The organism is Streptomyces sp. NPDC059861, assembly GCF_042731435.1.
Taxonomy (GTDB): domain Bacteria; phylum Actinomycetota; class Actinomycetes; order Streptomycetales; family Streptomycetaceae; genus Streptomyces.
The window spans coordinates 75,590-88,917 of the sequence record NZ_JBHWJQ010000029.1 but is presented as its reverse complement, the minus strand read 5'-3'; the positions used below and the strand labels follow the sequence as shown (position 1 = coordinate 88,917).

The 13,328-nt window shown below is 72.1% G+C and carries 13 protein-coding genes; 7 read left to right on the top strand and 6 right to left on the bottom strand.

The window, feature by feature from the left end:
- Positions 1-11: 11 nt before the first annotated feature.
- Entirely contained in the window at positions 12-1,415 is a 1,404-nt protein-coding gene (locus tag ACFV6X_RS24305) for an alpha/beta hydrolase family protein (RefSeq protein ID WP_385386691.1), read from the bottom strand.
- Positions 1,416-1,484: 69 nt separating this feature from the next.
- Positions 1,485-1,895, bottom strand: a complete 411-nt coding sequence (locus ACFV6X_RS24300; RefSeq protein ID WP_385386689.1) for a nitroreductase/quinone reductase family protein — start codon at positions 1,893-1,895, stop codon at positions 1,485-1,487.
- Positions 1,896-1,976: 81 nt separating this feature from the next.
- On the opposite strand from ACFV6X_RS24300, the gene ACFV6X_RS24295 reads away from it, so the two are divergent.
- Positions 1,977-2,792, top strand: coding sequence for an endonuclease/exonuclease/phosphatase family protein (locus ACFV6X_RS24295; RefSeq protein ID WP_385386687.1), 816 nt, complete (start codon positions 1,977-1,979; stop codon positions 2,790-2,792).
- A 6-nt stretch (positions 2,793-2,798) separates the two neighbouring features.
- On the opposite strand, the gene ACFV6X_RS24290 is transcribed toward ACFV6X_RS24295, so the two are convergent.
- A complete protein-coding gene (locus ACFV6X_RS24290) occupies positions 2,799-4,316 on the bottom strand; it encodes a CehA/McbA family metallohydrolase (protein WP_385386685.1) in 1,518 nt (505 codons plus the stop codon).
- A gap of 106 nt (positions 4,317-4,422) precedes the next feature.
- Between ACFV6X_RS24290 and ACFV6X_RS24285 the strand changes: the two genes are divergently transcribed.
- The 3 genes from ACFV6X_RS24285 to ACFV6X_RS24275 all read left to right on the top strand — a co-directional run bounded on the left by ACFV6X_RS24285 (position 4,423) and on the right by ACFV6X_RS24275 (position 8,540).
- Complete coding sequence (locus ACFV6X_RS24285; protein ID WP_385386683.1) at positions 4,423-5,271, top strand: LLM class F420-dependent oxidoreductase; 849 nt, start codon at positions 4,423-4,425, stop codon at positions 5,269-5,271.
- A 38-nt stretch (positions 5,272-5,309) separates the two neighbouring features.
- Positions 5,310-7,895: a bifunctional FO biosynthesis protein CofGH gene (locus ACFV6X_RS24280; protein ID WP_385386681.1), complete on the top strand. Its 2,586-nt coding sequence runs from the start codon at positions 5,310-5,312 to the stop codon at positions 7,893-7,895.
- Between the two features lie 75 nt (positions 7,896-7,970).
- Positions 7,971-8,540, top strand: coding sequence for a hypothetical protein (locus ACFV6X_RS24275; RefSeq protein WP_385386679.1), 570 nt, complete (start codon positions 7,971-7,973; stop codon positions 8,538-8,540).
- Here ACFV6X_RS24275 and ACFV6X_RS24270 read toward each other — a convergent pair.
- Genes ACFV6X_RS24270 through ACFV6X_RS24260 form a run of 3 tightly spaced genes read right to left on the bottom strand, consistent with a single transcriptional unit; the run spans position 8,533 to position 10,071 of the window.
- Positions 8,533-9,048, bottom strand: a complete 516-nt coding sequence (locus tag ACFV6X_RS24270; protein WP_385386677.1) for a DUF2165 domain-containing protein — start codon at positions 9,046-9,048, stop codon at positions 8,533-8,535. The two genes, ACFV6X_RS24275 and ACFV6X_RS24270, sit on opposite strands and share 8 nt — an antisense overlap.
- A 34-nt stretch (positions 9,049-9,082) precedes the next feature.
- The gene (locus tag ACFV6X_RS24265; RefSeq protein ID WP_385386676.1) at positions 9,083-9,262 is read right to left on the bottom strand and encodes a DUF397 domain-containing protein; all 180 of its coding nucleotides are present in this window, start codon (positions 9,260-9,262) and stop codon (positions 9,083-9,085) included.
- The gene (locus ACFV6X_RS24260; protein ID WP_385386674.1) at positions 9,259-10,071 is read right to left on the bottom strand and encodes a helix-turn-helix transcriptional regulator; all 813 of its coding nucleotides are present in this window, start codon (positions 10,069-10,071) and stop codon (positions 9,259-9,261) included. The genes ACFV6X_RS24265 and ACFV6X_RS24260 overlap by 4 nt, the downstream gene beginning before the upstream one ends.
- A gap of 115 nt (positions 10,072-10,186) precedes the next feature.
- On the opposite strand from ACFV6X_RS24260, the gene ACFV6X_RS24255 reads away from it, so the two are divergent.
- From ACFV6X_RS24255 to ACFV6X_RS24245, 3 genes are all read left to right on the top strand, one after another.
- Positions 10,187-10,621 (top strand): ATP-binding protein, encoded by a 435-nt coding sequence (locus ACFV6X_RS24255; RefSeq protein ID WP_385386672.1) that lies wholly within the window; start codon positions 10,187-10,189, stop codon positions 10,619-10,621.
- Positions 10,622-10,860: 239 nt separating this feature from the next.
- Positions 10,861-11,679 carry a helix-turn-helix domain-containing protein gene (locus ACFV6X_RS24250; protein ID WP_385386670.1) on the top strand — a complete coding sequence of 273 codons (819 nt, stop codon included), beginning with the start codon at positions 10,861-10,863 and terminating at the stop codon, positions 11,677-11,679.
- A gap of 492 nt (positions 11,680-12,171) precedes the next feature.
- A complete protein-coding gene (locus tag ACFV6X_RS24245; protein WP_385386668.1) occupies positions 12,172-13,287 on the top strand; it encodes an ADP-ribosylglycohydrolase family protein in 1,116 nt (371 codons plus the stop codon).
- The last annotated feature ends 41 nt before the right edge of the window (positions 13,288-13,328 follow it).

The window sequence follows — 13,328 nt, the reverse complement described above, 5'->3', positions numbered from 1 at the left end:
GGGCCGGGAAATCAGCTGGCCGGCAGCGTCTCGTCCAGCCAGTCGAAGACGACCTCGCAGTGCTGCTGCGGTGCCATCGGGGAGCAGTGCAGCTGCGCTCCGGTGGCCGCGGTGAGCTTGACGTAGTCCTTGGGCGAGGTCAGCTTGTCGAACATCTGGCGGGCCTGGCCGGGGTAGAACTGCTCGCCCTCGTAGTCCAGGACCAGCGTGGGCATCTTGATCCGGCCCACGACGTCCGTGATGTCCAGCGCCTCGATGCGCTTGGCGGGCGTGTGGAAGTCGGTGAACATCCTGCCCTGGCGGGCGTCGAGCATCGCCTGCACGGAGAAGGGCTCGAAGCGCTTCCTCAGCGTCGCGGCGTCGGCCGCGGGCAGTTCGGGGACGACCTCCTTGTTCCAGATGTTGTTGGTCTCGGCCTTGTCCGGGGTGAGGATCTCCCGGACCTCCGGGGGGAAGCCCAGCCAGGGCGTCAGGCAGCCGGGCATCGCCACCACGGCGGCGAGCCGGCTCTCGTAGGCCGCGGCCCGGGGCGCCAGGTCGCCCGCCATGCTCAGCCCGGTCAGGGCGATCCTGTCCGGGTCCACGTCGGAACGGGCGGTCAGCCAGTCGACGAGCGGGCCGACGACCTTCTCCCAGGTCGGGGTGAAGACCACCTGGTCCACGAAGAGCAGCTGTCCCTGGCCGGGCCCGTCGTGGACGAGGGCGTTCCAGCCGCGTTCCAGGGCGGCCCGGACGCCGTACGTCCACATGTCGACGTTCTGCCCGTCGCTGCCGTTCGTGAGGATCACCGTGGGGCGGCGCCGCACGGACGTGTCCGGCCGGAAGAACCACACGGGCAGCGGCGTCCTCCCGTACGGGACGTTCGCGGTGACCGGCGCCGGGTCGCACAGGCCGCAGAACTTGTCCCAGGCCCCACGTCCGGCCTGGTACATCCGCTCCTCGCTGCCCGGGTCGTCCGAGCCGAGGACGAAGAACAGCGCCTGGCCGTAGTACTGCGCGGCCCGCAGCGCGCGCCACCGGGTGGTCTGGTCGTCGGGCCTGCCGCCCACGGGCGCCGCCATGAGCTGGTCGCCGAGCTTCTTGAAGGTGCTGACGAAGGACTGCGCGGACAGGCCCGCCTTGTTGATGGAGTTGACGGCGGTGAGCACCTCGCCGACCTCACCGGCGCCCTGGCCGGACCCGCCGAGCGCCATCAGCCCGCTGAAGTTGAACCCCGGATCGTCGAACAGCGTCATCACGCCCGGGGTGGGCCCGCCCGCCGTGGCGGAGGCGGTGCTGGTGGCGCGGGCCGCGGGCGCGCTCGCGCCGGTCGGGGTGCACCCGGCGGCCAGTACGGCGCCGGCTCCGCCGACCAGCCCGGCGAGTGCGGTGCGACGGGTGGGCGTGGGCGCGCAGTCTCCGGAAACGTCCTTCATACGACGGGAAAGTACGACTTGGGTCACCGGGCCCCGGCACGCCACGCGCCCGCCTCGCCCGAACGGCCGTCAGGGGCGGGCCTCGCCGTCCCCCAGGTCCACCCGCACCGTCAGCAGGTTCGTGCCGATGGCCCGCACCGCCGAGCTGTTCATCATCGGCAGGTCCCGCAGCCGGGCCTTCGGATCGTCGTCCGGCAGCAGGTGGGCGCTCCCCTCGTGCCACCGTCCGCCGAGCCGCACCCGCACCCTCGGGTCGGCGCGGATGTTGCGGACGTACTGGGAGCGGTCGCCGAATTCGGAGACCAGCCAGAAGGAGTCGCCGACGCGGCGCCCGCCCACCGGGGTGCGGCGGGGGAGACCGGAGACACGGCCGGTGGTCTCCAGCAGGGTCTGGAGGGGGACCCGGCGCAGGACGGGGTTGAGGACGCGGCGCTGGAAGGTCGTGGCGACGCGGAATCTGAGGTCGTCGATGCGGCTCATCGGTGTGGCGACTCCTGTGTCGTGACGGCGCGGGTGTTGCTTCAATGGTCCTCGCAACGCGGCGCGACGAGGACGGTGGGCATGCGGGTCGTGACCTGGAACCTGTGGTGGCGGTTCGGGCCCTGGGCACAGCGGCAGAAGGCGATCCTCGGCGCGCTGCGCGAGCTGCGTCCCGACGTGGTGGGCCTTCAGGAGGTGTGGGAGGTCGGCGGCGAGAACCTCGCCGAGTGGCTGGCCGGCGAACTGGGTCTGCACTGGACCTGGGCCCCCTCGCACGCCCCCGAGCGCTGGCAGCGACGCATCGGCGATCCCACGGTCGGCATAGGCAACGCCGTCCTCAGCCGCTGGCCGATCACCGAACAGGCCGTCCTCCCCCTCCCGGCGCCCACGGAGGTCGACGACGGCCGCCTGGCCCTCTACGCCCGCCTGGCCACACCTTCGTACAACGTGCCCTTCTTCACCACCCATCTCACCTCGCAGCTGCACGCGTCGGCCACCCGCTGCCGCCAGGTCGGCGCGCTCGCCGAGTTCGTCGCCGAGCACCGGGGCGGCACCCCGTACCCGCCGGTCGTCACCGGCGACTTCAACGCCTGGCCCGACTCGGACGAGATCCGCCTCTTCGGCGGCTACCGCACCGCCCCGGCAGTCCCCCGCCAAGTCCTGCTCGACGCCTGGGAGTACGCCGACCCCGCCGCCCCGTCCCACACCTGGGATCCGGCGAACCCCTACGTGGCAGCCGGCCACACGCCCGGCGCCCGCATCGACTACGTCCACGTCGGCCCGCCCGGCCCGGACGGACTCGGCCACGTCCGCTCGGTCCGGCGCGCGGGCGACGGCCCGGTGGACGGCGTCTGGCCCTCCGACCACCTGGCCGTCGTCGCGGACCTGGCCCTGTAGGTCACCTCACGCGCGGCCCAGGAAGATCGGGTTCGTGAACGCCGCCATTGCGCCCGGCAGCGGGCCGAGAGCCGTCTCGTGGCGCAGTTCGGCGCGGACGTACGCCGCGTACGAGGGCGTGGTGCGCCACTCCACGACGCCCGCGCCGGACACCGGCAGCGGGGCGCTGGTGTGCAGCGCGCCCTGGTCGGTGACGAAGCGGACCACGCACCGCGGCGCCCCGCTCACCTCCAGGCGTACCGTCACCGGCGTCTCCCGGTCGACCTTCAACCGCTGGCCGATGCCCGCGTGCCGGGCCCGCCCGCCGGACGCCGTGAAGGACAGGGACACGTTCCGGGACTCGGCGACGTAGGAGCGGCCCGCGCGGATGCCCTCCTGGACGGCCTCGCGGGTCAGGTCGTCGGCGAGGACGACGGTCTGCGGGTGGCCGACGACGTCCGGGTCCCGGTGGGCGTCGCTGCTGCCCATCGCCGGGATCCAGTCCCGCCCGGCCTCCCGCCCCTCCGCGCGCGCGGACGCGACCAGCATGCTGTCCCAGTCGGCCAGCGCCATCTCGTCGTCGGGCGTCCAGGGGCCGTTCCACACCTCGATCGCGTCCGCCTCGCCGAAGCCGAACTTCCAGTTGCATCCGATGCAGTTGGAGTGCGGGTGGGCCGGGACGACCAGGCCGCCGGCCTTGCGGACCTGGCGGGCGAACCGGCCGTAGCGGTTGTCGCGGGCCCGGTAGCGCCAGTCGACGAAGGCGCCGGGGTCGGTGCCGAGCGCGACCACGTGGCCGTTGCGGGTGGTGATCTCCTCGCCCAGCATCACCAGCAGGTCCTCGCCCGCGACGTCGGCCCAGTGTGCGTGCCCGGAGTGGGTGTTGTGCTCCGAGCTGTTGACGAAGTCCAGCCCGGCCGCCCGCGCCAGCGCCCCGATCTCGGCGGGTGTGCGGCGGCCGTCGGAGTGCCAGGAGTGCAGATGGCAGTCGCCCCGGTACCAGTCCCGGCCCCGCCCCCTGGCCCGCTCCGGCGGGTACACCACGTTCGGCCCATCACCGGGCTCGCCGTACGTCAGCGTGATCGTGATCTCGTACGTCAGCCCCTGCGGCGCCACCGTGTAGGGGCCCAGCGCGATGTGCCACGTGCCGCGCCGCACCGGGCCCGGGAGGTAGCCGGGGGTCGCCTCGTCGGCCCGGAGGAAGAACTCCGTGCGCGCCCCGCCCGACCAGCCCCGAAAGCCCTGGCCGCCCAGGTCGGTGCCGCGCTCGTCGAAGATGCCGATGTCGAGGGCGTTGCCCGCCGTGCCGGCGGGGACCGAGGGGCGGTCGTAGGTGTAGGCGACCTTGAGCTCCCGTACTCCGGCGGGGATGTCCACCGGCACGTACACGAAGTCGGGTGAACCGGGCGGGAGGGTGCCCCGCACGGTCTTCGTCTGCTGCCGGCCGGCGCCCGCCGCGAAGCTCACACCCGAGAGCGTAAGCGCGGCGGCGGTCCCCGTCACGAACAGCGTGCGTCTTCCGATCCCTGCGTCGTCGTCACACATGTCGACCAGCATGGGCGCCCGGCGTGAACTCCGGAACACCTTGTACCAAGCGTGATCCCGACCAGTCGGTATGGACAGATGGACGTTCCCCGGGTAGAGATGGGGCATGCGCATCTCCGTCACCATCTTCCTCACGGACGAGACCATCGCCCCGACCCGGCTCGCCCGTGAGCTGGAGCAGCGGGGCTTCGCCGGGCTGTATCTGCCCGAGCACACCCACATCCCGGTCGAGCGGACCACTCCGTATCCGGCGGGCGGCGACCTGCCGCCCGAGTACGGCCGGACCCTCGATCCCTTCGTCGCCCTCGGCCAGGCCGCCGCCGTCACCGAGCACCTCGGCCTCGGCACCGGTATCACGCTGGTCGCCCAGCACGACCCGATCGACCTGGCCAAGCAGATCGCGACCCTGGACCACCTCTCCGGCGGCCGCTTCACGCTGGGCCTCGGCTACGGCTGGAACGTCGAGGAGGCCGCCGACCACGGCGTCGAGTGGCGGACGCGACGCGAACTGGTCCGGGACCGGATGGCGTTGATGCACGCCCTGTGGTCGGAGCAACCGGTCGGCTACGAGGGCGAGTTCGGCAGCGTGCGCGCCAGCCACGCGCACCCCAAGCCCGTGCAGAAGCCGCGCGGCCCGGTCGTGGGCCCCCGCACGCTCGTCGGCGGCGCCGCGGGCCCGAAGCTGTTCACGCACATCTGCGAGTACGCCGACGGCTGGCTGCCGATCGGCGGGCGCGGCCTGTCCGAGTCGCTGCCCCGGCTGCGCGCCGCCTGGTCCGACGCGGGCCGCGACCCGTCCGCCCTCCAGGTCGTCCCGTACGCCGTCTCCGCCACCCCGGGCAAGCTCGCGCACTACGCGGAGCTGGGCATCGAGGAGGTCGTCGTGCAGTTGCCGCCGGCCGGTGAGGCGGAGGTGCTGCGGGCGCTGGACGGGTACGGCGGCTTCCTGGCGTGACCGCCGGGCACTGATCAGCTCGACCGTATGCTCGAAGAATGACGACTTCCGCGACCTCCGGAACCGGCCCCACCGAGAACTCCCTGCGTCGCGCCCTCAAACGCGCCCGTGACGGCGTCGCCCTCGACGTCACCGAAGCGGCCGTACTGCTCCAGGCCCGCGGCGAGGCCCTCGACGACCTCGCCGCGTCCGCCGCCCGGGTGCGGGACGCGGGACTGGAAGCGGCCGGCCGACCCGGCGTCATCACGTACTCGAAGAGCGTCTTCATCCCCCTGACCCGGCTGTGCCGGGACAAGTGCCACTACTGCACGTTCGTCACCGTGCCCGGCAAGCTGCGCCGCGCCGGGCACGGGATGTTCATGTCGCCGGACGAGGTCCTCGACATCGCCCGCAAGGGCGCGGCCCTCGGCTGCAAGGAAGCCCTCATCACCCTCGGCGACAAGCCCGAGGACCGCTGGCCCGAGGCGCGCGAGTGGCTCGACGCGCACGGCTACGACGACACGATCGCCTACGTCCGCGCCATCTCCATCCGCGTCCTGGAGGAGACGGGCCTGCTGCCCCACCTCAACCCGGGCGTCATGACCTGGACGGACTTCCAGCGTCTGAAGCCCGTGGCGCCGAGCATGGGCATGATGCTGGAGACGACGGCCGAGCGCCTCTGGTCGGAGCCCGGCGGCCCGCACCACGGCTCCCCGGACAAGGAACCCGCCGTACGGCTTCGGGTGCTGGAGGACGCGGGCCGCTCCTCGGTCCCCTTCACCTCCGGCGTCCTCATCGGCATCGGCGAGAGCTACGAGGAGCGCGCCGAGTCCCTCTTCGCGCTCCGCCGCGTCTCCCGGGCCTACCACGGCATCCAGGAACTGATCATCCAGAACTTCCGCGCCAAGCCGGACACGGCGATGCGCGGCATGCCGGACGCCGAACTGGACGAACTGGTCGCGACGGTGGCGGTGGCCCGGCACATCATGGGCCCGTCGGCCTGCCTCCAGGCCCCGCCCAACCTGGTGGACGCGGAGTACGAGCGGCTGATCGGCGCCGGCATCGACGACTGGGGCGGCGTCTCCCCGCTGACCATCGACCATGTCAACCCCGAGCGCCCTTGGCCGCAGATCGAGGAGCTGGCAGAGAAGTCGGCGGCGGCCGGTTTCGAACTGCGCGAACGCCTCTGTGTCTACCCGGAGTTCGTGCGCCGCGGCGAGCCCTGGCTGGACCCGCGCCTGCGCCCGCATGTCGCGGCCCTCGCCGACCCGGAGACGGGCCTCGCGCGTGCCGGGGCGCTGCCCGAGGGGCTGCCCTGGCAGGAGCCGGACGAGGCGTTCGTCTCGTCCGGCCGTACGGACCTGCACACCACGATCGACACCGAGGGCCGCACCTCGGACCGCCGCGACGACTTCGACGAGGTGTACGGCGACTGGGGCGCCCTGCGCGAGGCGGCCGCCCCCGGCATGGTGCCGGAGCGCATCGACACGGACGTGCGCGCGGCGCTGAGGACGGCGGCGGACGACCCGACGCGCCTGACGGACGAGGAGGCGCTGGCGCTGCTGCACGCGGACGGCCCGGCGCTGGACGCCCTGACCCGCATCGCCGACGACGTGCGCAAGTCGGTGAACGGCGACGACGTGACGTACATCGTCACCCGCAACATCAACTTCACCAACGTCTGTTACACCGGCTGCCGCTTCTGCGCCTTCGCGCAGCGCCGCACGGACGCCGACGCGTACACGCTGTCCCTGGACCAGGTGGCGGACCGCGCCCAGCAGGCCTGGGACGTGGGCGCGGTGGAGGTCTGCATGCAGGGCGGCATCCACCCGGACCTGCCCGGGACGGCGTACTTCGACATCGCGAAGGCGGTCAAGGAGCGCGTCCCCGGCATGCACGTGCACGCCTTCTCGCCGATGGAGGTGGTGAACGGCGCGAGCCGGACGGGGATGTCCGTCCGGGAGTGGCTGACCGCCGCCAAGGAGGCGGGCCTGGACTCCATCCCCGGTACGGCGGCGGAGATCCTGGACGACGAGGTCCGCTGGATCCTGACCAAGGGCAAGCTGCCCACGGCGACCTGGATCGAGGTCGTCACCACGGCCCACGAACTGGGCATCCGCTCCTCGTCCACGATGATGTACGGCCACGTGGACCAGCCCCGCCACTGGCTGGGCCACTTGCGCACGCTGGCCGGCATCCAGCAGCGGACGGGCGGCTTCACGGAGTTCGTCACGCTCCCCTTCATCCACACGAACGCCCCGGTGTACCTGGCGGGCATCGCCCGCCCCGGCCCCTCGGTGCGGGACAACCGGGCGGTGACGGCGATGGCGAGGCTGCTCCTCCACCCCCACATCCCGAACATCCAGACAAGTTGGGTCAAACTGGGCGCGGAGGGTGCGGCGGAGATGCTCCGCTCCGGCGCCAACGACCTGGGCGGCACCCTCATGGAGGAGACGATCTCCCGCATGGCGGGCTCGTCCTACGGCTCCTACAAGTCGGTGCGCGACCTGGTGGCGGTGGCCGAGGCGGCGGGCCGTCCGGCCCGTCCCCGCACCACTCTGTACGGCGAGGTCCCCGAGGAGCGGCAGCGGGCGGCGGCGGCCTCCGACGGCCACCTGCCGGAGCTGCTGCCGGTGCTGGACTGAGGGAGGGGCGTTCAGGCACGCACAGTACGATGATCCGACCCTCGGTGTGTCGGGGGTCGGAGACTGAGGAGATGCGTGCCCGTGCCTGCCCGACGGCTTCCCTCCTGGGCCTGGGTGTCCGGCCTGACCGCGGGGGCGATCGCGGCGGTCGTCGTGCTGGCCGTGCAGGCCGGGCAGGGGCAGCGCCCCACGGCCGCGGCGGCCCGGCCCAGCCCCTCGGCGTCCGTCAGCGCCAAGCCCAAGCCCAGCAAGCCGGCCCCGCCGGTCGTACCCGACGGCTCCGGGACCGGCCGGCGGATCGTCTACGCGCTGGGGGAGCGGCGGGTGTGGCTGGTCGACGCCAGTGACAGCCCCCGCCGCACGTTCACGGTGTGGCCCGGCACGGTCGACCCCGACCCCGGCACGTACACGGTCGGGACCCGGACGGACGCCACCACGGGCTCGGACGGCGTGGAGATCGAGCACATCGTCTATTTCGCCGCGAAGTCCGGCGTCAACATCGCCTTCTCCGCCGCGGTGGACGGCTCCTCGCCCCCGCCGGCCGCGTCCGGCACACAGACCGGCGGTATCCGCATGAAGTCGGCGGACAGCTCGGCACTGTGGACGTTCGGGACGGCGGGGACGAAGGTCACGGTCGTCAAGTAGTGGGGTCGGCCTGGCCCATGGGCAGGTGGTTCACCAGCAGGACGACACCGCTGACCAGGAAGATCCGGGTCGCGGCGTCCAGCCCGTTCCAGTCCTGCGACTGCCACATCGCGAACCACTCACCGCCGATCGCGAGGAACCCGGCGCCGAACAGCAGCATCACCATCAGCAGCCCGTACGTCGATATCCGCCGCGCCAGCGGGTGCGGGCCGCGGGCCCAGACCCAGGTACCGGCGACGAGGACGAGCGCGGCGACGGTCTCCCACACGATGATCGCGACGTACGCCGCGTCCTGGAGCGCGGTGTCCGTGACGGCCCGCCACATCAGGTCGTCGTCCTTGAACGTGGTGTCCATGGCGAGAACATGCCGGACGAAGTCCTGATTGGTGCCGAAGTCCGTGATGTTCCCGAAGGCGACGAAGGCGATGTAGAGGGCCAGGGTGCCGGTGAGGACCGTGGCGGCCAGGGGGAGGGTGCGTCTGGTGGTGCCTGAGGTGGTTGTGGACATGCCTATTCTCTACCAGCGTCGGGGCATGCCCAAGCTAACGAGTGCGCTCCACGAAGTCGCTCCAGGCCTGCGGCCCGAAGGTGAGGGGGGTGCGGCGCGGGTCCTTGGAGTCGCGGACGTGGATGGCGGGGTGGGATATGGCGACCTCGACGCAGTCGGGGCCGTCGGCGCTGCTGTAGCTGCTCTTGAACCACTCCAGTGGGGCGGTGGTCATGTCACTTCTCCCAGCACTTTTTCGACGAAGGCGAGCGACTCCCGGGGCGAGAGAGCCTGCGCCCGGATCATTCCATAGCGCATCTCCAGGACCTGGACTTCCCGAGGGTCGCTGATCACTCGGCTGTGCAACTGGACCTCCAAGTGCCCCACTGTTTTGCCGTCCTGCAGTTTCAGCAGCCGGAACGGCCCGCTCAGGCCTGAGTGATCCTCACGGTCCGTGGGCATCACCTGGATCGAGACGTGCCGCAACTGGCCCATCTCCAGCAAATGTTCGAGCTGATTTCGCAACACCATTGTGCCGCCGGTCGGCCGACGTAGCGTCACCTCTTCCTGGACAAATGTGACCAGCGGTCGGGGCGTTCGTTCGAAGACGGCCTTCCGAGCCATGCGCGCGGCAACATGGCGTTCGATCTCGTCCTCCGCGTAGGCCGGCCGCCGCAACTCGTACACCGCCTGTGCGTAGTCCGGCGTCTGCAACAGGCCATGGATGTGCTGGGTGGTGTACGCCCCTAGCTCGACAGCCTCGCCCTCCAGCTTCGTCAAGTCCCGGACGTTCTTCGGATACCGGGCCTTCTCGACGTCCTCCTTCATCGCGGAGATCTTCCCCTCCGCCCCAAGCACCTCATCGGCCTTGTCCAGGAAGTCGGGCTTGGGAATCCGCCGCGCCCGCTCCACGGACGAGACCATTTCCTCCCCGTACCCGATCGCGGCCCCGAACTCCGCCTGCCTCATCCCGGCGGCCTCGCGCCACACCTTGATCTGCCGGCCGACCGCCCTGAGAACGGCCGCGGCCTCCTCGTCCTCCACGCGTCTTCCCCTCCCTCTGTACGAGCCGTACGACACCGCTCAGCGTCCGGACAGTCACGGAACGTACTGAGGCCGTTGCTGTTCAGAGTAGGAGCGGATGACCACGCTGGGTGACATGAGCCAGAAATTCCCCCCGCAAGTCGTCAGCCTCACCCACCACTTCACGGTCCTGTTGTCCGCCACCCGCAGGGGCGCACGCCTCGCCCGCCTGCTGACGGAGCGACAACTGGAGGAGTGGGGCACGTACTTGGACGGCTCCGCCCACGTCGTCGCCGAGCTGGCCGCGAACGCCGTGACGCACGGTCGGGTCCTGGGCCGCGACTTCAGGCTGGCGCTGAGGCTGTACGAGGACGGCACCCTGCGCGTCGAGGTGACCGACGCCCGGGGTGTCCGGCTCCCGCACATCCAGGAAGCGGGCGCGGAGTGCGCGGAGTCGGGACGGGGCCTCCTGATCGTCGCGGCGTACGCGGACCGCTGGGGCGTCGACCAGGCACCGGCCGGCGGCAAGACCGTATGGGCCGAAATGCCCCCGGATCGAGGTGACCTGTGACCCGGTCGGGCCCGACGCCAAAGACAAAGAACCAGGGAAAGAACCCACCCCGCCCCACCCAGCCCGTCATCAACCGCACCCCTGGTCACCTGTTCGGGTGATCACCACCAGTTCGACTGGCGGCGCGCCGAGTTGGTCGGGCACCGTCGACTTCACCAGACCCCGCACAACGAATCGGCCCCCGCCGGGACTGCCATCCCGGACGAGGGCCTGATCACCCAGGAAGAAGAGCCTTCCCGATGACTGAGAAGCACCTTAGCGCGCACGCGCGCCCCCGATCCGTCCGTTCCCACCTCGGAGTCGCCCACGTGGAAGCACGCCACGACGAGGAGTTCACCGTCGTCGGAAATCATCTGGCCCAGCACCCCGACCTCTCGCTGACGGCGATCGGTCTGGCCACCCACATCCAGTCGCTGCCGGACGGAGCCCTGGTCGGCATCAAGGTCCTGGCGGCCAAGTTCCCCGAGGGCGAGACGCGGATCGCCTCGGCACTGCGGGAGCTGGAGAAGCACGGGTACCTGTCGCGCACCAAGGAGCGCCTGCCGTCGGGCCGGATCATCACGCGCACGACCTCGTACAACAAGCCCCGCAAGCACGCGTCCCGCGCCATCGCGCCCGCACCGCGCCCCGCGCAGACCCCGGACCCGAAGGAGCCGGAACATCCGGCCCCGCCCGCACCTGACCTGCCCGCCCACCGCACCGCCCGGGCCGTACTGGCCGGCTTACACGCCCGCGACCCCCGCCTCCACCTCGCCGAACGCGACCTACGCCGTCTCATCCCCGCCGTCGTCACCTGGCTGGAGCGGGGTGTCACCCCCGACGACGTACAACGAACCCTCGCGGCCGGACTGCCCCGGGAAGGCGTACGCCACCCCGCGGGGTTCCTGGCCCACCGCCTCACGGCTCTGCTGCCTCCCGCCGTCACCCCCTTCGAGCCCGACCGGCCACCTGCCCATCCGGCCCCCCTCCAGACCTGCGACGGCTGCGACCGAGCCTTCCGCTCACCCACCCCGGGCCGCTGCCGCGACTGCCGCCACCCCGCTCGAGAGGCGGCGTAGGAGATGCCGGTAACCGGTCCGCCGATTTCCCTGCCGAGCTGACCCCGGACGCGCTGCGGCGCGCGGTCGCCCGCATTGCCCCGAGCCGGCTTCCCGCCCTCACGCAGCACCTTTCCGAGGCCACGACCAACGCGCCCAGCAGACCCGGAGCCTGGCGCCTCTGCGCGCGTTCGTGCACTCCTGGGCGGTGTTCGTCGCGATGGAACGCCAACCGGTGCGGGCTGAGCGCCTGCGGGAGCGGGAGCGACTCGTGGACACCGGAGACCGGGACCCGTCCGAGGCGATCGCCGGGATCAGGGTGATCCGCGATGCGGCGGAGGCCGAGGCAGGGCTGTGCTCGCAGCCGCAATGTGACGCGGTACGGCTCATAAGCGACCAATCACGACCACTTCCAGCAGATCCCGCATACCGATCCGCCCCCTGAACGGACCGTTCCCCGTCGCATACAGTGCTGAGCTGTCGTACGTACGGACGGTGCCCTGGGGAGGTCTGGTGGATGCGACAGCGGGCGCCGTGTGGGGTCGTGCCGAGCAGCAGGACTTCCGTAGCCGGGTGCGCGGGACGCTGCTCGGTGCCGCCGTGGGGGACGCGCTGGGCGCGCCCGTCGACCGGCTGGACATCGACGGCATCCGGGCGGCGCACGGCCCGGAGGGCGTCGTGGACCTCGCCCCGGCCTACGGCAGACGCGGCGCCGTCACCCACCTCACCCAGGTCGCCCTCTTCTCCGTCGACGGGCTGATCCGCGCCCAGGTCCGCCGCGACACCGGCGCCTGGCACCCGCCGACCGACCTGCACCGGGCGTACCTGCGCTGGGCCGCCACCCAGCGCGACTGGGGCCCGGACGAGCGCCGCAAGGACGACGGATGGCTGGCCCGCGAGGAGTGGCTGTATGCCCGCCGGGACCCCGCCCGCATCCTGCTGCTCGGACTCGGCGACGAGATCATGGGCACGCTGGAGGCCCCCAAGAACCCCGGCGAGACCGGCCCCGAGGCCGCCGCCCGCTCCGCGCCCTTCGGGCTGCTCGTCGGCTGGGAGCCGCAACTCGTCGTCCAGCTCGCCGTGGAGTGCGCCGCCCAGACCCACGGTCACCCCACCGCCTACCTCGCGGCGGGCGCGTACGCCGCCATCGTGCACACCCTGGCGCGCGGCGAGAGCCTCGACGGCGCCGTGCAGCGGGCGCTGGCGCTGCTCGCCGCCCGGCCCGGCCACCAGCCGGTCTCCGCCGCCCTCCAGCATGCGCTGGGCGCCGTACGGCAGGGCATCCCGACACCGGACCGCGTCGCCGACCTGGCCGGTGACGGCACCGCCGACCGGCTTGTCTCCGCCGCCGTCTACTGCGCCCTGGTGGGCGAGGACGTACGCCACGGCCTGCGCCTCGCCGCCAACCACGACGGCCCCTCCGCCGCGACGGCCTCCCTCACCGGCGGCCTCCTCGGCGCCCTGCACGGCGAGACCGCCCTGCCCCCGGCCTGGCTGGCCGAGTTGGAGGGCCGCGCCACGATCCTCGAACTGGCCGACGACTTCGCCATGGAAATGACCCAGGGCCCGGCCCTCCACACCCCGGCCACCGCGTCCCCGGCCTGGCTGGCCCGCTATCCGAGGTCCTGACCCGCGGGCGCGGCTTTCCTCCCGGCGGTTCACTCCTGCAA